Origin of the sequence: Peribacillus sp. TH14, from assembly GCF_016651145.1 — a bacterium.
Taxonomy (GTDB): Bacteria; Bacillota; Bacilli; order Bacillales; family DSM-1321; genus Peribacillus; species Peribacillus butanolivorans.
This window is the reverse complement of the sequence record NZ_JAEKEK010000003.1, coordinates 55427-75995: the sequence shown is the minus strand read 5'-3', so window position 1 is coordinate 75995 and position 20569 is coordinate 55427. Positions and strand designations below refer to the sequence as shown.

The 20569-nt window shown below is 41.0% G+C and carries 12 protein-coding genes and 2 pseudogenes; 11 read left to right on the top strand and 3 right to left on the bottom strand.

The genetic code is table 11. The annotated features are described in order from the left end of the window. Positions 1-11: 11 nt before the first annotated feature. Both JFU50_RS30060 and JFU50_RS30055 read left to right on the top strand, forming a co-directional pair. Entirely contained in the window at positions 12-2195 is a 2184-nt protein-coding gene (locus tag JFU50_RS30060) for an exosporium glycoprotein BclB-related protein (RefSeq protein WP_446728202.1), read from the top strand. A gap of 227 nt (positions 2196-2422) precedes the next feature. Next, positions 2423-2719, top strand: a complete 297-nt coding sequence (locus tag JFU50_RS30055) for a hypothetical protein (protein ID WP_201225715.1) — start codon at positions 2423-2425, stop codon at positions 2717-2719. 782 nt (positions 2720-3501) lie between these two features. Here the strand turns inward: JFU50_RS30055 and JFU50_RS30050 are convergent. Beyond that, the gene (locus JFU50_RS30050) at positions 3502-4365 is read right to left on the bottom strand and encodes a glycosyltransferase family 2 protein (protein ID WP_201225713.1); all 864 of its coding nucleotides are present in this window, start codon (positions 4363-4365) and stop codon (positions 3502-3504) included. Between the two features lie 1580 nt (positions 4366-5945). Between JFU50_RS30050 and JFU50_RS30045 the strand changes: the two genes are divergently transcribed. Beyond that, complete coding sequence (locus tag JFU50_RS30045) at positions 5946-7475, top strand: glycosyltransferase (RefSeq protein ID WP_201225710.1); 1530 nt, start codon at positions 5946-5948, stop codon at positions 7473-7475. A 618-nt stretch (positions 7476-8093) separates the two neighbouring features. On the opposite strand, the gene JFU50_RS30040 is transcribed toward JFU50_RS30045, so the two are convergent. After that, the gene (locus JFU50_RS30040) at positions 8094-8273 is read right to left on the bottom strand and encodes a hypothetical protein (protein WP_201225708.1); all 180 of its coding nucleotides are present in this window, start codon (positions 8271-8273) and stop codon (positions 8094-8096) included. Positions 8274-9182: 909 nt separating this feature from the next. Here JFU50_RS30040 and JFU50_RS32150 point away from each other — a divergent pair. Further along, a pseudogene (locus tag JFU50_RS32150) lies at positions 9183-10922 on the top strand (collagen-like triple helix repeat-containing protein); the annotation flags it as partial. A gap of 474 nt (positions 10923-11396) precedes the next feature. After that, positions 11397-11789 carry a hypothetical protein gene (locus JFU50_RS32145; protein WP_397443459.1) on the top strand — a complete coding sequence of 131 codons (393 nt, stop codon included), beginning with the start codon at positions 11397-11399 and terminating at the stop codon, positions 11787-11789. 304 nt (positions 11790-12093) lie between these two features. On the opposite strand, the pseudogene JFU50_RS31290 reads toward JFU50_RS32145, so the two are convergent. Beyond that, a pseudogene (locus tag JFU50_RS31290) lies at positions 12094-12667 on the bottom strand (DDE-type integrase/transposase/recombinase); the annotation flags it as partial. Between the two features lie 350 nt (positions 12668-13017). On the opposite strand from JFU50_RS31290, the gene galU reads away from it, so the two are divergent. The 6 genes from galU (at position 13018) to JFU50_RS30010 (ending at position 20511) form a co-directional block, all read left to right on the top strand. Then, positions 13018-13923 carry a UTP--glucose-1-phosphate uridylyltransferase GalU gene (gene galU, locus JFU50_RS30030; RefSeq protein WP_056521356.1) on the top strand — a complete coding sequence of 302 codons (906 nt, stop codon included), beginning with the start codon at positions 13018-13020 and terminating at the stop codon, positions 13921-13923. Between the two features lies 1 nt (position 13924). Next, positions 13925-15244: a UDP-glucose dehydrogenase family protein gene (locus JFU50_RS30025; protein ID WP_201225706.1), complete on the top strand. Its 1320-nt coding sequence runs from the start codon at positions 13925-13927 to the stop codon at positions 15242-15244. A 737-nt stretch (positions 15245-15981) separates the two neighbouring features. Further along, complete coding sequence (locus JFU50_RS31285) at positions 15982-17769, top strand: glycosyltransferase (RefSeq protein ID WP_242489194.1); 1788 nt, start codon at positions 15982-15984, stop codon at positions 17767-17769. Positions 17770-17771: 2 nt separating this feature from the next. Continuing rightward, on the top strand, positions 17772-18953 hold the full coding sequence (locus JFU50_RS30015) for a hypothetical protein (protein ID WP_201225704.1): 1182 nt from the start codon (positions 17772-17774) through the stop codon (positions 18951-18953). A gap of 31 nt (positions 18954-18984) precedes the next feature. Continuing rightward, positions 18985-19140, top strand: coding sequence for a hypothetical protein (locus JFU50_RS30515; protein WP_207196617.1), 156 nt, complete (start codon positions 18985-18987; stop codon positions 19138-19140). Positions 19141-19503: 363 nt separating this feature from the next. Next, positions 19504-20511, top strand: a complete 1008-nt coding sequence (locus JFU50_RS30010) for an NAD-dependent epimerase (protein WP_201225813.1) — start codon at positions 19504-19506, stop codon at positions 20509-20511. Positions 20512-20569 lie beyond the last annotated feature (58 nt).

Below are 20569 nucleotides of genomic sequence, written 5' to 3'. Positions count from 1 at the left end.
AAAACGTTAAAGTGAACGTAAACGTACCTTCTCATTGTAATCATGGACCTCAAGGTAATCCAGGATCACAAGGAGTTCAAGGCCCACAAGGGTCTACGGGTACCCAAGGAGTTCAAGGCCCACAAGGGTCTACGGGTACCCAAGGAGCCCAAGGCCCACAAGGGTCTACGGGTACCCAAGGAGCCCAAGGCCCACAAGGGTCTACGGGTACCCAAGGAGCCCAAGGCCCACAAGGGTCTACGGGTGCCCAAGGAGTCCAAGGCCCACAAGGATCTACGGGTGTCCAAGGAGCCCAAGGCCCACAAGGTACTCAAGGACCTTCTGGAGGGGATCAAGGCCCACAAGGATCTACGGGTGCTCAAGGCGATCAAGGCCCACAAGGATCTTCAGGTGCTCAAGGGGATCAAGGCCCACAAGGATCTACGGGTGCTCAAGGGGATCAAGGCCCACAAGGTTCTACTGGTGCTCAAGGAGACCAAGGCCCACAAGGTTCTACTGGTGCTCAAGGAGACCAAGGCCCACAAGGATCTACGGGTGCTCAAGGAGACCAAGGCCCACAAGGATCTACGGGTGCTCAAGGCGATCAAGGCCCACAAGGATCTACGGGTGTTCAAGGCAATCAAGGCCCACAAGGATCTACGGGTGTTCAAGGCAATCAAGGCCCACAAGGATCTACGGGTGCTCAAGGGGACCAAGGCCCACAAGGATCTACGGGCGCTCAAGGCAATCAAGGCCCACAAGGATCTACGGGCGCTCAAGGCGATCAAGGCCCACAAGGATCTACGGGTGCTCAAGGAGACCAAGGCCCACAAGGATCTACGGGCGCTCAAGGCGATCAAGGCCCACAAGGATCTACGGGTGCTCAAGGAGCCCAAGGCCCACAAGGGTCTACGGGTGCTCAAGGGGACCAAGGCCCACAAGGATCTACGGGTGCTCAAGGCGATCAAGGCCCACAAGGATCTACGGGTGCTCAAGGCGATCAAGGCCCACAAGGATCTACGGGTACTCAAGGCGATCAAGGCCCACAAGGATCTACGGGTGCTCAAGGCGATCAAGGCCCACAAGGATCTACGGGCGCTCAAGGGGACCAAGGTCCACAAGGATCTACGGGTGCTCAAGGCGATCAAGGCCCACAAGGTGCTACTGGTGCTCAAGGAGACCAAGGCCCACAAGGTGCTACGGGTGCTCAAGGAGACCAAGGCCCACAAGGATCTACGGGTGCTCAAGGAGACCAAGGCCCACAAGGATCTACGGGTGCTCAAGGAGACCAAGGCCCACAAGGTGCTACTGGTGCTCAAGGCGTTCAAGGCCCACAAGGAGCCACTGGTACTCAAGGAGACCAAGGCCCACAAGGCGCTACGGGTGCTCAAGGCGTTCAAGGCCCACAAGGAGCCACTGGTACTCAAGGAGACCAAGGCCCACAAGGTGCTACTGGTGCTCAAGGCGTTCAAGGCCCACAAGGTGCTACGGGTGCTCAAGGCGTTCAAGGCCCACAAGGAGCCACTGGTACTCAAGGAGACCAAGGCCCACAAGGCGCTACGGGTGCTCAAGGCGTTCAAGGCCCACAAGGAGCCACTGGTACTCAAGGAGACCAAGGCCCACAAGGTGCTACTGGTGCTCAAGGCGTTCAAGGCCCACAAGGAGCCACTGGTACTCAAGGCGTTCAAGGTCCACAAGGCGCCACTGGGAGTGGTGCAATTATTCCTTTCGCTTCCGGTACCCCAGTAACATTGACTAGTGTTCTAGGTGGATTACTTGATACTGGAGGTCTTATTGGGTTCGGAAGTTCTTTTGAAGGTGTTACTATTGGTGGAGGAACAATTACACTAAGTCCTGGTATTGGGGGCGTGCTTGACTTCGCATTTGTAGCACCTCGTGCCGGAACTGTATCATCAATATCTGCATTCTTTAGTACGACAGTGGCAGTAACTATAGGTACACCAGTTACTATTAGAGCAGAAATATATACGGCACCTGCAGCTAGCAATACTTTTTCTCCATCAGGCGCCTTTGTACTATTAACACCAGCTTTAGGACCTGTAATTTCCATTGGAAATACAGCTAGTGGTACTGCTGCAACTGCACTAGGGGTTACTGCAGGGGAAAAATTATTACTGGTTTTCTCTATAGATACTGCAGTTTCGGTTCTCACTGCGGTTGAAGGTTTTGCAAGCGCGGGTATAACGATTAATTAACATTTTGTTAGTATTTTCTAATTCAAGACATCAGTTGCAGTTTAACAAAAACCGATTAGAAATTGCCCCATAACAATTTATTTGAAAACGGGAAGGATAATAATCTTCCCGTTTTTTTTGTCTATTCAGTTTAAAATTAAGAATTTATCAGTAAGAATCTCCCTCTCCAAAAATCATTAATACAGTTCATCGTATAGTTTGATAAAAAGGGGAATGGGAAGATATTTATGAAAAATTCTGTTCCAGTTGGTAGTGATGTTGCATGTTCAGTGCAGGTTCCTTTATTTGGTATTGGTGTTACCGGGAACCTTGCTGGTCCTTTATTGTTACCGACAGACCCATCGAGCACAGGTGGGGCACAGGTATTTGTAAACGGAGTGCCTGTGGGTCCAGTCTTTACTTCACTTGCTGGTGCTCCAATAGTTGGTACTGTAACAGCCCTAATACCTGCTGCAGGTACAGTGGAAATACAGGTTGTAGGCATTGGTACAAGAGCTACTTCCGGTCGCCACATTAGTAGTTGAAACTTTGTTGTAATTTATACCAGAGAACCCTGTAACAAGTGTGGGATTTTCAATATATATCCAGCTTTTAAACATGAACGAAATCAAAGGCGTAATACTTATATTGTTACGCCTTTGGCATCATTCAATTTCAATACAAGAGAAAGAAGACTGCAAAGCATTTTTAATAGGAAGCTTTGTGGTCTTTTCATGTTTCTAAATACTGACATGAAAATCGGTAATAAAATTTCGACTTAGTAATTGAAGACGAACACAGAAAAAACGGAATATCCAATGAAGGTAAACCGATGCATTATATACTGTACCAAAAGGTGAGAAAGATAGAGATTAAGCAATTTACAGTGATTTACTCCCCTTATGATGAACTAATTAGCCCGTAATTAGTGATAGAAACAAGCATTTATTCGCTTTTTTACATATTGTCGAACAAACATCTTTATCTCTGACGATTACCAAACGTTCGATGTCTTGTCCTTTTGTGTATACATAAGATTAACAAATTTGCTCGAAAGCAAGCTAATTTCTTCTTTATTAGAATTCGTTTTATTTTACGAGATAATTAAAAGGCTCTCTCAAGTTCAGAATCAAGGTAAAGATAACCGGCATCTATTAAAAATGTTATCCATACATTGTTATAATAGGAATAATTTTTAAAAAATTCCAAAAGACAATCCAAGGTGAACAATTAAGATTCACTTAATAACTAATATCCTTAATCCCTTTTTTAAAAAGAAATTAAGTCTTTGTAATTTTATGAACAACTGGCGCACATAGCTAGATTTTTAGTCCAAGGTTGTTAATATCATTTCAATCTGCTTGATATCTTCTACAAATTCATGATAATCCTTTACGCGCTCACGATAAGAGTGAAGAGCAGTTTTGAATAAATCGTTCGTATCAAGAAATCCATCTTCTCGTGAGGCAACTATAATATCTAACCATTGACTAAATGTTTTTAGACCTAGTATGTTGTTATTTTGATTCGGATGTCTTCGAAAATAACTAAGAGCTTCCGGAATATACACAGCTTTTCCTTTTGATAATAATGACAACCAGGCAGCTAGATCATTGATAAGAGAATACTGTTTCCCTTTGTATACTCCATAAAGTTCGGTAAGATCTTTTTTTCTAAATAACACTGTTGTCGGTTCACCGATGACATTGAGACAACGGGTTAATGCAACGTTCCCCAACATCTTTCCATCTAAAATTCTTGTTTCTTCATATAGCCTAGCCGTTGCACCGATAGGAGGGAGAAACTGACCTGATTCATCGATGGTTTGTCGATAAGAAGTAACAAGTGAAATATTTTCGAATTCATTAAAAAAATAGATCATTTTTGCGATTTTTTCTTTTTGAAAAACGTCATCATCCATCAAGTAATTGATATATTCCCCTGATGCTAGATCAAAGCATTTGTGCCAATTTTCAAGAAATAAATTCCGTTCGTTTTTATGATACTTGATCTGAGGAAATGAATGTAAATAAGGAACAAGCATATCTTGTACTCGATCATCTGAACTATCATCACAGATGATGATTTCTATATTCGGGTAGGTTTGTTCTAATACACTATCGATGGCTATTTTTAGAGTATGTGGTCGGTTATACGCAGGTATGACTATACTTACTAATGGAAGTACCACGGGATACTCCTCCTTCCTATATAGTAACATTCCCTCCGATATGGACACTGGGGCAACTGTCACAAAATCTACAATTCGATTATCGCGGCTCTCCTAAATGATTTCGTTTAACAATGAACATAGAAGGATGTACTAACTAACGTACCTGCAAACTGAAAACTAAACTTCTTTGTTTTTTCAACTAGACGTTACTTTAGGAATGGATCCTTTGTGCTAGAATATACAATTTTTACCTGTTTTTTATTAGCGAAGAGATATTAGTAAATCACCTAAAATAGGAGCATCATCTACGATTAAGCCCTTTTAATTCAAGTCGTTCATCCAGAAATTCTGTCCCTTGAATTCCGATTTAGATTTGCTCACAAAGTTAAAGAACTTTACGACCATTACTACCACAACACCAAATCACCATCGTCTTTCTGAAGGAACCATCCTTCAAACGAACATCTTTGTTTGTGATTTATTTCCATATAGATAAACTTAAGATTCGACTGGATATATTCTCCGGAACTAGCCAAGGCGTATAAGGATACCTATAAAAATGGATGCTGATAATAAGGAGGAGAAAAATAAGTCCGTGATTGGATGTTTTAACTCGTAAGCGAATGAATGATGTCATCGTTTTGTGGACCTTCTGGACCAAATAGGCATCCCGTAGATAAGGCAATTTTCCTTTCAGCTTTTTGAACTGTCCAGTCATTACCTAGAAATCTTTTTGATATAATTGTTTGAGGTACCAAGTATAAATTTGAAGTATCCTACAACCACTGGTACACCAGATTCGTGGATCTGTCGATAGAAGTCGAGGGTCATATATGTACCAAAGGTAGCATATGGAATAAACGTGTCCACTTGATCGCCCAGTATTAGCTACTCACTAAAGGCTCTTCTCATCCATACACCAGTTATCCGAACGAGTACCTACAAAAAATGACTCTATTCCACACCATATCGTAGCCAGGAGTAGGGTTGTAAAAAATGTGAAATTCGGCATCGAGACATAGTTATTTCCCCCTTGAACGCTTACTTTGGGAAATAACTAATAATAAGCCGGCTCATAGGTTATCCAATACTCGTTGTTCACAGGTTATTGAGGGTGCCGAAAGTACTGTAAATTCGAGATAATTTTATTTCGGACAAATACGTGATCAACGACTCCTTGCTTCATCTAAAATATATTGCTATCGCTTTGGTAATAGACTTCAACTGATGAAAAATTAAATTGATCTTCCCTGAAAATGAATGCTCTCTCTGCCACCGTTTCAAAAATAGCTCATGACCATGCAGTGATTGTGACCATAGACGTCGTTTTTTGCTTGGTGGCTCTAAGATGGAGAGGGGCATATGCATTCTTTTTGAACATCAGCCTCCGTTGATATTGTAATGTTACTGATTCGTTCAAAATGAACGTCTGGGTTTGTCTTTGAGTTGCATGGAGTAATATTTTCTAATATTTCCTATATATATAATCGATGTAAAAAAATTCATATGATGAAGAGAATGAGTAATGGTTATAGAAACTACTCATGAATCAATACGAATCTATAGTTTGTGTTGGATATTCTGAAAGGGGGATGGATATGTCATCGGATCATACTCCACTATTGACAACTCACCTATTTATTTCAAAGAAAAATTCATGGGATGGATTGGAAGATATGTTAATGAGACTGGCTGAAAGTGGAATCACAGTGAAGTTGTATGGACCTGATGATGCATTATTGGATATAAATCCTAAAAATCCTCGTGTATATGTTTCATTGGGAACGGAGTGGGAAGAATTTAGAACACTGAATGCGTTACCTGTTCACGAGAGAAAACGTTGGTTACATTACAATTCTTCAACAGAAATTCAACCATTCAATTTATTTTTCTGCTGGCTCAAACGGACCGATCCTCTCCCTGAAAATAAAGCGCTACCTTCGACTCGTTTTTCTTCAGATACTCCTTTAGTGTCCGTGTTCACAGCTAGCTACAAGTCCAAAGACAAAATTCAGCGACCTTATCGCTCTCTATTGAATCAGACTTACTCTAATTGGGAATGGGTTATTGTAGACGACTCCGGTGATGAGGATGAGACATACAACCAAGATTTACTGCCTCTAGACGATCCCCGTGTGAGGAGGTATCGCCAAGATTCCCGCAATGGCTACATAGGGGCAATCAAACGGTATGCAGCAGGTCTATGTACAGGGGAAATTTTAGTGGAAGTAGATCATGATGATGACCTAACTCCAAATTGCCTGAAGAAAATCGTCGATGCATTTCAACAACACCCTGAATGTGGCTTTGCTTATGGGGATTGTGCAGAGGTGCACGTAGGGAGCCACCATGCTCATTGGTATGGTTGGGATTGTGGTTTTGGATTTAGTATTCATTATCGAGTCTGGGTACATGAAATGAATCGATGGCAAAATGTGCAAAGACACACTACCATCAATGGGAATACAATCCGCCATTTGGTTGGTTTACCTAATCATCCTCGTGCGTGGGCGAGGGATTTTTACCATCTAATTGGAGGCCACCGCGAAGAACTATTGGTTGCAGACGATTACGATATGCTAGTTCGGACGTTTCTTAGTACGAAGTATGTATCTATTCCCGATTTACTCTATATCCAATATCGAAATGAAAATGGAGATAACTCTACTTTTCAGAGAAATAAGCAGATTCAAATCCTCGTAAAAGAACTAAACAGTTATTATTCCCAGAGAATCTACACAAGATTGGAAGAACTGAATTTACCCGAGAGTGTGCCATATAGTCGTATATGGGAGACAACTACAGATAATCCAGCACGAAAAACTGCTCATATCATTAATGAAGAATTATCTAGAGTTTCCATACTATTTCCTATTCCTCACTCCTGTCCTACAAATGAGCACACCCAATTATTTAAAACTCTTCAAAAGGGCATAGATACCAATTTTAATGAAATCGAGGTTGTTATTGTTGGTCGTATTCCTGCTGGAATCGAAAGCTTTGCGTCAAGGGCGCCCATGGGAGCCATCCGCTGGTGGCCAATGGAGGAGAATGATTCAATAGAAACGTGTATCCAATATGCCAAGTTTTGCTCTTCATGTTCTGAGAAAGTAGTAGTGTTGCCTTAACCTCTGCAAGGATGATAAGAGTTGCTGCTATAGGAGCTAGTTAACAAAAAATGCCCAAACTATGACTATTTCAACTTGAATCTTACTTTTATTATCACGCCTGATGACAAGTAAATTAAAAACGGGGAGGGTTATTAACCCTTCCCGTTTTTTTGTCTTCTCAATTATTAGATTAAGAATTTATCAGTAAAAACCTCCCCTTCAAAACCATAAAACAGTCAATCATATATTTTGATACAAAGGGGAAGGGAAAGGTGTTTATGAAAAAACCCCCTCATTAATTATTCGTCACAATTTTTAATATAATTTTAAAAAATAATCAATTTTTTTCACACTCAAGTTATTCGCTCCGTTTCTCATCTCAATAACATACCCCATAACTGAAGGTATGAATCACATGTTGAATAAATTTTTTGCCTAGATCCTTGGTTATTTTCTGACTCTTTTACAAGAGCTAGGCGATACCATATATGGGCTATTTGAATTCTTTGTTTACTTTATATAAAATTCCTAATATTCAAGAAGCATCTTGGAGTGGTACATCATAATTAAATCATCACAAGTGATTCTTGATTCTTTTTCTTTTATTAAATCTCTAGAACACTCCCCTATGTCTTTTCATGCACAAATTTCATCCTCAATCCATCCTTTTTGTAGTTTAGAATTTTCGATTTCCTTAATAATCCCCTTTTCTCGTTGGTTAAAGACGACGGGGGTGTAACCATAGAGGAAAAAAAGATAATCGTTACTACGATATTGAACCGGCATCGCCCATACACCAAACCTTGGAAACTCCATCTAGCCCCATACTTAATAGTGTAATGGATCTTAATTTGGCACTAACTAACAGGTTGCGAAGCTCGGGATTCTTTCATATATAGCCGACTAAACCATGTTAAATAAAAGTGAGATTAAATGCACTACTTACTAGTCCAGAAGTTGTCCTTTTGCATAAAAAAGACTATGGGATGCTAAAATTTTACAATCGATAACTTTAAAGGAAAAACATGGAAGAGACATCCAAAAGGCAGTGAAATATCACATAGTGGAACAAACTTATGGGCCTAAGCGAGTTCGTTCAAATTCCCTACATATATATCAGGTGTTCACCACTTCCAAATTTAATTTTATATTCATAGGATACAGTAATGTCTGATAGAAAGGAGGATAAAATTGGGTAAGGATAAAAAAGATAAAAAATGTAAAGATTGCGGACATAGTAAATGTTTGGATTGTGGACATAGTCAATGCAAATGCGAATCTAAAAAAGAACAAAAGGTAGAGCAAAACGTTGAAGTGAATGTAAGCGTACCTGCTAATGGTAATCAGGGTACTCAAGGCTCTAAAGGGGCTCAAGGACCTCAGGGATCTCAAGGAGTTCAAGGCCCTCAAGGAGTTCAAGGTTCTCAGGGGCCACAAGGAGTTCAAGGCCCTCAAGGAGTTCAAGGCTCTCAGGGGCCACAAGGAGTTCAAGGCCCTCAAGGAGTTCAAGGCTCTCAGGGGCCACAAGGTGTTCAAGGGGACCAAGGACCACAAGGTGCTACTGGTGCTCAAGGAGACCAAGGCCCACAAGGTGCTACTGGTGTTCAAGGGGACCAAGGCCCACAAGGTGCTACTGGTGCTCAAGGAGACCAAGGCCCACAAGGTGCTACTGGTGTTCAAGGGGACCAAGGCCCACAAGGTGCTACTGGTGCTCAAGGAGACCAAGGCCCACAAGGTGCTACTGGTGTTCAAGGGGACCAAGGACCACAAGGTGCTACTGGTGCTCAAGGAGACCAAGGACCACAAGGTGCTAGTGGTGCTCAAGGGGACCAAGGACCACAAGGCGTTCAAGGCCCTCAAGGTGCTCAAGGACCACAAGGCGTTCAAGGCTCACAAGGCGTTCAAGGCCCTCAAGGTGCTCAAGGACCACAGGGCGTTCAAGGCCCTCAAGGTGCTCAAGGCCCACAGGGCGTTCAAGGACCACAAGGGGATCAAGGCCCGCAAGGCGTTCAAGGACCGCAAGGTGCTCAAGGGCCACAAGGTGCTCAAGGCCCTCAAGGCGTTCAAGGACCACAAGGTGCTCAAGGCCCGCAAGGTGCTCAAGGACCGCAGGGCGTTCAAGGGCCACAAGGTGCTCAAGGCCCACAAGGTGCTAGTGGTGCTCAAGGGGACCAAGGCCCACAAGGTGCTAGTGGTGCTCAAGGAGACCAAGGCCCACAAGGTGCTACTGGTGTTCAAGGGGACCAAGGCCCGCAAGGTGCTAGTGGTGCGCAGGGTACTCAAGGCCCACAAGGTGCTAGTGGTGCTCAAGGGGACCAAGGCCCACAAGGTGCTATTGGTGCGCAAGGTACACAAGGACCTCAAGGACCACAAGGTGGTACTGGTGTTCAAGGGGACCAAGGCCCACAAGGTGCTAGTGGTGCTCAAGGAGACCAAGGCCCACAAGGTGCTACTGGTGTTCAAGGGGACCAAGGCCCGCAAGGTGCTAGTGGTGCGCAGGGTACTCAAGGCCCACAAGGTGGTACTGGTGTTCAAGGGGACCAAGGCCCACAAGGTGCTACTGGTGCTCAAGGAGACCAAGGCCCACAAGGTGGTACTGGTGTTCAAGGGGACCAAGGCCCGCAAGGTGCTACTGGTGCTCAAGGAGACCAAGGCCCACAAGGTGCTACTGGTGTTCAAGGGGGCCAAGGCCCGCAAGGTGCTATTGGTGCGCAGGGTACTCAAGGCCCACAAGGTGCTAGTGGTGCTCAAGGGGACCAAGGCCCACAAGGTGCTATTGGTGCGCAAGGTACACAAGGACCTCAAGGACCACAAGGCGTTCAAGGCCCTCAGGGCGTTCAAGGACCGCAAGGTGCTCAAGGGCCACAAGGTGCTCAAGGCCCGCAGGGTGTTCAAGGCCCACAAGGGGATCAAGGCCCGCAAGGTGCTCAAGGACCGCAGGGCGTTCAAGGCCCACAAGGTGCTCAAGGACCGCAGGGCGTTCAAGGCCCACAAGGGGATCAAGGCTCGCAAGGCGTTCAAGGCCCTCAAGGTGCTCAAGGCCCGCAAGGTGCTCAAGGCCCGCAAGGCGTTCAAGGCCCACAAGGGGATCAAGGCTCGCAAGGCGTTCAAGGCCCTCAAGGTGCTCAAGGCCCGCAAGGCGTTCAAGGACCACAAGGTACTCAAGGGGACCAAGGACCACAAGGTGCTAGTGGTGCTCAAGGGGACCAAGGCGTTCAAGGCCCTCAAGGTGCTCAAGGACCGCAGGGCGTTCAAGGGCCACAAGGTGCTCAAGGCCCACAAGGTGCTCAAGGACCGCAGGGCGTTCAAGGCCCACAAGGGGATCAAGGCTCGCAGGGCGTTCAAGGCCCACAAGGGGTTCAAGGCCCGCAAGGGGATCAAGGCCCGCAAGGTGTTCAAGGTCCGCAAGGCACTCAAGGCCCGCAGGGCGTTCAAGGCCCACAAGGGGATCAAGGCCCGCAAGGTGCTCAAGGCCCGCAGGGCGTTCAAGGCCCACAAGGGGATCAAGGCCCGCAAGGCACTCAAGGCCCGCAGGGCGTTCAAGGCCCACAAGGGGATCAAGGCCCGCAAGGTGTTCAAGGCCCGCAAGGGGATCAAGGCCCGCAAGGCGTTCAAGGCCCACAAGGTGTTCAAGGCCCGCAAGGTGCTCGAGGCCCGCAGGGCGATCAAGGGCCACAAGGTGCTCAAGGACCACAAGGCGTTCAAGGTCCACAAGGTGCTCAAGGCCCGCAGGGCGTTCAAGGCCCACAAGGTGCTCAAGGTGCTCAAGGACCACAAGGCGTTCAAGGTCCACAAGGCGTTCAAGGCCCGCAAGGTGCTCAAGGTCCACAAGGTGCTCAAGGTCCACAAGGCGTTCAAGGCCCACAAGGTACTCAAGGACCACAAGGCGTTCAAGGTCCACAAGGTGGAGTATTAGCCTTTGCAGATTTTTTTGCGTTGATGCCTCCTGATAATGCAGCAACAGTTGCTGCCGGTACAGACGTAAGCTTTCCGCAAGATGGACCTACTAGTGGGGCTGCTATTTCCCGTACTGGTCCTAGTACATTTAACTTATTAGAAATTGGCTTTTATCAGGTCCTGTTTCAGGTGAGTGTGACCGAAGCGGGCCAACTGATTCTAACTCTCAATGGTGCTGACCTAGCCTATACGGTGGTCGGGCGAGCAACCGGTACTACTCAGATAGTAGGAATGGCTCTTGTGCAAACGACAGTGATCAACTCAATACTCACTGTACGAAATCCTGCTGGCAATACCCCGGCGCTTACCATCACTCCTTTGGCTGGAGGAGCAAGGCCTGTTTCAGCACACCTTGTTATCACGCGACTCGGATAGACGGAAAAATAATTAATATGACATTCTGTATCAAACCTGTTGGCTGGTTTGGTAGTAGCATTTAGCCCAATTAAAAACATGGTACTCTCAATTTAAAAAATTAAACCTGTGATTAAAATGATAAAAGATATGGATTAGTCTGATTGCTATTTTTAAGAATCCTCAATTTTTTTAATAATGGGTGCTTCGTACTATAAAAAGGTCAAGCAGATATTTAAAATGTACCCTTTGTAAAGGACATTAAAAAAAGGTTAGGCCACATTAAGAAGATGATTTCTGTGTATTCTACAGGGGGCATCTTTTTTTAATTCCATTGGTATCTAAACTAGTTATAATACGTCATATAACTTCTTATTTTCATTTTATGTACATTTATAGTATTACAAGGTTTAATATAGGCTTCATCTTAGAAATGACCAAAAAAGGAATCTATTAGAGTGTTATCCAACAGTTCCTCTTTTTTACATTTATTGCATAATTCCTAGTTTTTTTACGTGTTTCTGAAATGTGGGACTAGTATAGTGTACTCCTTGACCAGAGTGATTATAGGCCCCTTCCGCAAACTTTACTCGTTTATTCTTCATTAAATTTACTAATGTATCTGTAGCTAAATCTAATGTCATTCGACTAGACACATTATAGGCAAGTATTTAAAGTATTTCATTCGTTGAACTATCTTTAATCGTGGATAAATAAATAAGCCTTCTGTCCATTGTCATAATATAAATATGTAATATCAGTAAGTAATACTTTTCCTGGAATTGCTTGTTTAAACTCTCGGTTTAATAAGGTCGGCAGAACGGTGTGTGTTCTTGAGTGGCTTTCAACGTCTTCTGATTAGGGTTGGTTCTTCTAATTGGACAAACAATCTTGTATTCATTATCAACAACATTCCTGACAGTTGGAGTTTTTCAAAGAAGGAAAAAAGGAAGACCTTACTAGGCTGCTGAACCGCCAAAAAGCTCACACAGAAGTTTATCCAAATACGTATAGACCATTACACTAAATCCATGGATAACTCAATTGCATAAAAAGTGTAATGGATTTTTTAATTTGGCACGTAAGTAACCAACAGATTGCAAGGCTCGGCCACGGCTATTTTGGGATTATTTCATGTTTAGCTGGTAGACCCCGTTAAATAAAAATGAGCTTACTAGGGCTAATAACTAGGCCGGAAGTTGTCCTTTTGCATATAAAGGATTAATGAATGACAAAAGGGAGGCAGCTTATGAAAATCCGAAAGGCCATTATTCCGGCCGCAGGCCTCGGGACTCGATTTTTGCCTGCAACAAAAGCCCAGGCTAAGGAAATGCTGCCGATTGTTGATAAACCAACGATTCAATATATTGTAGAAGAAGCAGTAGCTTCGGGTATAGAGGAAATTATTATCATAATCGGTAGAGGAAAAAGATCAATAGAGGATCATTTTGATAAATCCTATGAGTTGGAAGATGCACTTTTAAGAAAAAATCAGCTAGATGTTTTAGAGGAAGTTCAGAAAATATCTAGTTTGGCAAATATCTATTATGTCCGCCAAAAGGAACCGAAGGGGCTAGGACATGCAATTCTCTGCGCGAAAAGCTTCATTGGAAATGAACCTTTTGCTGTTTTATTAGGAGATGACATCGTTATGTCTGAAACACCTTGTCTGAAACAAATCATCAGTGTTTTCGAGTATTGTAACAGCTCCGTTGTAGCTGTTCAGAATGTACCGGAAAAGGATGTCAGTAAATATGGAATTATTAAGCCAAAAGGGACAATGATTGAGCCTAACCTTTTCCATATCGATTCTTTGGTGGAAAAACCCAAAAGGGAAGAGGCTCCTTCCAGATATGCGATTATGGGGCGTTATGTTTTAAGACCTGAGATTTTTGAAACACTAGCAAAGCTTCCAATTGGACATGGTAATGAATTACAGCTAACAGATGCCATAAATGAGCTAAATAAGCAGCAGGCCGTATTAGCATATAACTTTGAGGGAAACCGATATGATATTGGTGATAAAGTTGGATTTATTAAGGCAACAATAGACTTTGCCTTGCAAAGGGATGATATAAGAGATGAGGTACTTTCCTATTTAAGTCATGTAAATAAGAAAGAAAACCTTCAGATTATAAAGAGAGAGCTTGAATAATATGAAAATAGCTGTTTTAGGTACAGGTTATGTCGGGCTGTCCACTGGTGTTTGTTTGTCAGAAATAGGGCATAGTGTCATTTGTATCGATACAGATGAACAGAAAATTAAAAGTCTACGTCAAGGGATTTCTCCAATATATGAACCGGGTCTGGAGACTTTGCTTGTTCAAAATGCTGCAGCGGGTAGACTGCTATTTACAACTTCTCATCGAGAGGCATTAATTGGTGCTGAGATTATTATTATTGCTGTAGGAACACCGCAAAGGGATGACGGGGGAGCAGATTTATCGTATCTTGAGCAAGCGGCGAAGGATATTGCTGCCCATTTAGTACAGAGTGCTGTGGTCGTCTTAAAGAGTACAGTGCCTGTTGGTACGAATGAATTTATTAAAAAAATTATGGAAGATCAATGTAACGAAAGGGTCACCCTTGAAATGGTTTCAAACCCTGAATTCTTAAGACAAGGGTCTGCCATTATGGATACGATGCAACCAGATCGAATCATTATCGGTTTTGAAAATGAAGAGGCGGCAATGAAAGTACAAGAAATGTATCGTCCGTTGAATGCACCATTTGTATTAACAAGTATTAAAAGTGCGGAAATGATTAAGTATGCTTCTAATGCCTTTTTGGCGACTAAGATTAGCTTTATCAATGAGGTTGCCAATTTATGCGGGGTAGTAGGAGCAGATGTTGAAGATGTAGCAAAGGGAATGGGAAAAGATAAAAGGATTGGAGAATCCTTTTTACAACCCGGTATTGGTTATGGAGGATCTTGTTTTCCTAAGGATGTTAAAGCTTTGCTTCATACGGCCAATTTGCATGGAATACAGTTCTCCCTGTTGAAAGAAACAGTAGCGATTAACGATTTCCAGCAAGAACTCCTTGTAACGAAAGCTATAAAACGTTTTGGAGAATTAAAAGGAAAAAAGGTTGCGATGCTTGGTCTTGCTTTCAAGCCTGAGACTGACGATATGAGGGAAGCGCCATCAATCAAAATTGCGCGTTCATTAGCCAAACTGGGAGCAGAAGTGGTAGCTTATGATCCCGTTGCAATAGATAATGCCAAGAAAATATTAAGGGATACAATTAGGTATGCAAGCTCAGCCCACGAAGCGGCATTGGATGCGGACGCAGTATTTATTGTCACAGAATGGAATGAGTTTAGACATTTAAATCTTGAGGCATTGATGAATATAATGAAACAACCGATTGTTTTTGATGGAAGAAATTGTTTTGGGGAAGAACGAATCAGAGCTTGTAAGAAAATTGAATATTATCCAATAGGAAGACCATCAATAATAATTGGAATGACTTAAATGATCAACATTTTCTAACATCTTCATTAATTCTAAAATGATTTTTTAAAGCCGTAGTATAAACTATTCTATAGGCGGGCAAACCGGCGAAGCAGCACCTTTGATAGTTCTTAGGTGCTTTTTTGTATTTCTTAAAATAGAAGTAATTATCTTTGAAGATATAAAGCGAATTATAATCGCTAAGTGACCGTCATTTCTTTGTGTCGATTTGCTTGGTATTTGAGAAACATAGAGGAATACAATAACTCCAATAAAAAGACCCTCTATTTAGTTTACTCTCATTAGTATTACCTAAACAATGGAAATACATAGAGAGTCCACGAGTCTATCATATATTTTTATTAAATTTTTTTTCTTTTGTCAGGCATACTCGTTTTGTTATGTTTCTGGTCCTGATAGTCTATTAATCATTCTTCTCCGGCCATTAAAGCCATAGATTAATATCAACTATTAGCATGTTGAATTATTTTCATCATTTGTCTTTTAATTAACATTATGTCAAATCACTTACTTCAATCCTCTTTGTATTATGCTACACATACTCACTGCCATTAGCGTTACCGAATGTTATGAGCGCCAGCTATAGCTAATGAATCTTCAACAACTGCTATCTCACTTTTAAACGATTCCAAGGAAATTCGATTCCATTTAGTCCATGCGTACCTATATAGTCGTACATAATATACTTGAAAAGGACCAGAAAATTTGCTTACTATGCTTGAAAGGAGAACATTTACTTGCACACTGCTATGCATTTGAATTTAAGAGTTGACCCGACCCAATATATCTCACAGATTCGAGAAGTTCCTGATTATGATTATATTCATATGGTACGACAACCTAAGTATATGATAGACCTTTCCCTTCTGAATGAGAAGGTTCATTATCTCAATGAAATTTTCTCTCCAAAAGAATATGTGGAAAGAAATAATATTTCCCTCTTACACGCTCACCATGGTCAATTAGGGATGTTATTACTTCCTTTTAAAGAGGAAACAAACCTTCCGTTGGTAACAAGTATCCGAGGCAGGGATGCAACCCTGGCTAATCAGCCTATTGGCTATCTTGAGAACATGAAAATGCTTTTTGAGAAAGGTGAGCGTTTTTTTCCAGTTTGTCAATATTTAGCTGATAGATTAATTGCTTGGGGCTGTCCTCCAGAAAAGATCAGAGTGTTATATGGCGGGGTTGACCTTAACCAATACAATTACCGAACTCCACATAAAGAGGGCTCTCAAAACATTTTATCCATCGGAAGGTTGGTGGAAAAAAAAGGGCACCACATCTTAATGCAAGCTTTTCAAAAAATCAGAGGTAAATTTCCAAATGCCACCTTGACGATTATCGGCAGAGGGGAGCTTGAAGAACAGATCAAGTCTTTGGCAAATCAACTTAATTTAGGAGATTCTTTTCGATTATTAAATCATCTCCCTAAAGATCAAGTACGAGAACAAATGACCAATGCAGATATATTTTGCGCAGCTAGCTTAGTGGCTGCCGATGGAGATGTAGAAGGTATACCTAATACATTAAAAGAAGCTATGGCGATTGGGGTACCAGTGATCTCGACCAATCATGCCGGCATCCCTGAATTAATAACAAATAACAAAGAGGGAGTTTTAGTACAAGAAAACAATGTAGATGAACTTGCAGAGGCTCTTGAATTTATGCTAACTAACAGAGAGCTGTGGGAAACATATACAGTAGCGGCTCGTCAAAAAATCGAGCAAAACTTTAACCTTGTCCAACAGCTTCAACAACAAGCTGAATTTTATGATGAACTTGTAGCTCCTTATAAAAAAGGTGAACAAAATTCAGTAACACCTGACAAAAAGGATAAAAAGAATAAAAAAGATAAAAAAGATAAAAAAACCCTTAAGAATACTAAACAGGCTCAAAAGCAAGTTAAGTATGATGAGCAATCAATAGAGCCTAGTAAAAAAGATAAAAAAGCCGAAAAAGTAAAAAAAGCCCTTAGTTATATTCAACAGCTTCAACAGCAGACTAAAGATAAAGATAAAGATAAAGATAAAGATAAAGATAAAGATAAACTAGTAGCATCTAATAAAAAAGACAAAAAAGATAAAAAAGCCCTTAGTTATATTCAGCGACTTCAACAGCAGACTAAAGATAAAGATAAAGATGAACTAGTAGCATCTAATAAAAAAGACAAAAATGCTAAAAATCAAAAGCAGGCTAAAGATGATGAAACAGTAGCATCTCGTAAAAAAGAAAAAAAGGCTCAAAAGGCCGAAAAAGACAAAAAAGCCCTTAATTATATTCAGCAGCTTCAACAGCAGACTAAAGAAAAAGAAAAAGAAAAAGAAAAAGATAAACTAGTAGCATCTAATAAAAAAGGCAAAAAAGCCCTTAATAAAATTCAGCAGCAGTCTAAAGATGATGATGAAACAGTAGCATCTCGTAAAAAAGAAAAAAAGGCTCAAAAAGCCGAAAAAGTCAAAAAAGCCCTTAATTATATTCAGCAGCTTCAACAGCAGGCTAAAGATAGGCAGTCAGGAGGATAATCATGGAGGATTTTAAAACTATTACGGTAACCAAAGGTGAAAAATCTTTAGAAATTCACAATCCCACTACCTATTCGCTGATAGGAATGGGTGCTCAAGGTGCAGTGTTTAAACTCTCTGAAGATAAATGTGTGAAAATCTATTCAGATCCGGTACAAGCGAAAATGGAGGAAGAAGCCCTTAAAGCAGGACAACATTTACCCTTTATGCCTGTGGTATATGATACAGGATCAAACTATATAGTCATGGAATATTTTAATGCCCCAACCTTAAAAGAATACCTTAGAAATTGTACGTATATCCCTGATTATATAGTAAAGAAACTTCTCTATATCTTAAAGGAATTAAAACAAGCAAAATTCACCATGATAGATGCCCCTCTACGCCATATTTTTGTCGTTGGTAATGAGGAACTTAAGGTGATTGACCATGTAAATTCCTTCAAAAGAATGCACCCTGTACCATTAAAATTATTAAGAGATTTAAAAATAATCCTATTAAAGGACTCGTTCTTAGCCCAAGTGAAAATGCTTGAACCGGACACTTTCAATGAGTGGGAGAATTATTTCAATCAAAATAGTTTGGACTTTAGAAATATTACCGTCCTTTCTGGAGGGTCAGGGAGTGGAGTAAAAGTGGATAGTGCTATTACACAAACACTAATTGGAAAAGGGCATCAAGGTGCTGTTTATCGAGTGTCTGAAGACAAATGCGTAAAACTTTACGGGAAAACTGAACATGCAAATCAGGAAAAAAAGGTTCTCTTATCAAGTCAAGACTTGCCTTTTATCCCGAAAGTCTTTGAAACAGGACCAAATTATATTGTAATGGAATATCTATTAGGGCCAGATTTAAATACGTTTCTAAAAAAACAATCTGTACTTTCTGAGGATATAACAAGACGATTACTCTATATATTGAAAACAATGGAAAAATCAGGTTTCAAACAAATTGATGCCCCAATAAGGCATATTATTATAACCAATAATGGTTTTAAATTAGTCGATCATGTGTACTCGTTTTCACGTGAACAAAAAAGACCTCTGGAGTTATTTAAAGACCTGCGAGAAAGAAATTTTTTAGATTCTTTTCTAGAACAAGTGCAAGCGATAGATCCTGATACGCATGCTGAATGGACAAAAACACCAATACCATTAGATGAAAATGATAATACGCTTCTATAGTCATAGTTAGGCAACGCTTGAACTTTTTATGATGAGAAAATTAAAAAACCTGGTGAAAAGCAAGGTGACACATGTTCCTCATTATTTCCAAAATGGAAAACCTTGTTTTTCATTCCCTCATCAATTAGGAAAAGTATATGGTTCTCGCTGTTTCGATACTGCACATGCAGTGACAGATGACTATTGATTCACTATTTTCTTCCCTAATTTAAAAGAGCATTGCCCCAACAATCCCTTTCAAAAGCAAAAAAGACTAGGCACTTGAATTAATTCAGGACTATCCATCTTCAAGAAATGAATGTGAAAAAATCATGAGGTTTGAAGCGAAAAAGGATTTCATGTCATTGGTGAATTACGAATGAATTGTAAAGTCAATCCCCTAGGGGTTGGAATGAAAACTTCTGAGTTTGCCTCGTCTAATATCCAAGATAATGACCTTTGCTCTGTTGCCGTAAAGGATTCAAAGTATCAGTGTATGAATACGAAAGCTTATTCAGTGTTCAAGAAAATGTCAAAGTCCTATTGTATAGAAAGGATCGGAATTAATACTATGAAAATTTTAGTGACGGGAGCGGCAGGTTTTATTGGTTTCCATCTAACAAAACGTTTGTTAGCTCAAGATTTCAATGTTATAGGTGTAGATAATATTAATGGTTATTATGATGTTCTTTTAAAGAACGATCGTCTCAAGATATTAGAGGAAAACCCTAATTTCGAATTCCATAAAATGGATATATCAAATAAAGAAAAATTAAATCAAATATTTAAAGACAGAACGATTCAGATAGTCATCAACTTAGCAGCTCAAGCGGGAGTACGTTATAGTATAGACAACCCAGATTCTTATGTTAATTCCAACCTAGTTGGGTTTGTTAATATTTTAGAGGCATGTCGACAATATAATGTAGAGCACTTGATTTATGCATCTTCTAGTTCTGTTTATGGAGCTAATACTAACATCCCTTTCTCAACTAAAGACTCAGTAGATCATCCAGTAAGTTTATATGCTGCCACAAAAAAGTCTAATGAATTAATGGCTCATACTTATAGTCATTTATTTAATATTCCAACCACAGGACTCCGATTCTTTACAGTGTATGGTCCTTGGGGGAGACCTGATATGGCTTATTACTCTTTTACTCGAAATATTATTGAAGAGAATACAATAAGGGTTTTTAATAATGGAGATATGAGAAGAGATTTTACTTATATTGATGATATTGTTGAGGGAATAATCCGATTACTCGATAATCCACCGATATATAACGAAACATGGGATAGAGCTAATCCTGATCCAAGTTCTAGCTATGCCCCCTACAAGATTTATAACATTGGTAACAATAATCCCATAAAATTAATGGATTTTATTAATACATTAGAGAAACTAATTGGCAAAAAGGCAAGAATAGAATTCTTACCAATGCAACCAGGAGATGTTAAGGAGACCTATGCAGATATTTCCGATTTGCATGCTGATGTGGGATTCTATCCTGCAACAACAGTAGAAGAAGGTTTAACACAGTTTGTAAATTGGTACAATAAGTACTATATGAAATAAGAAAAAAGGAAGTAGTGAAGAAGTGAAGAAGTGAAAAAAATATTGATGGAATCTCTAC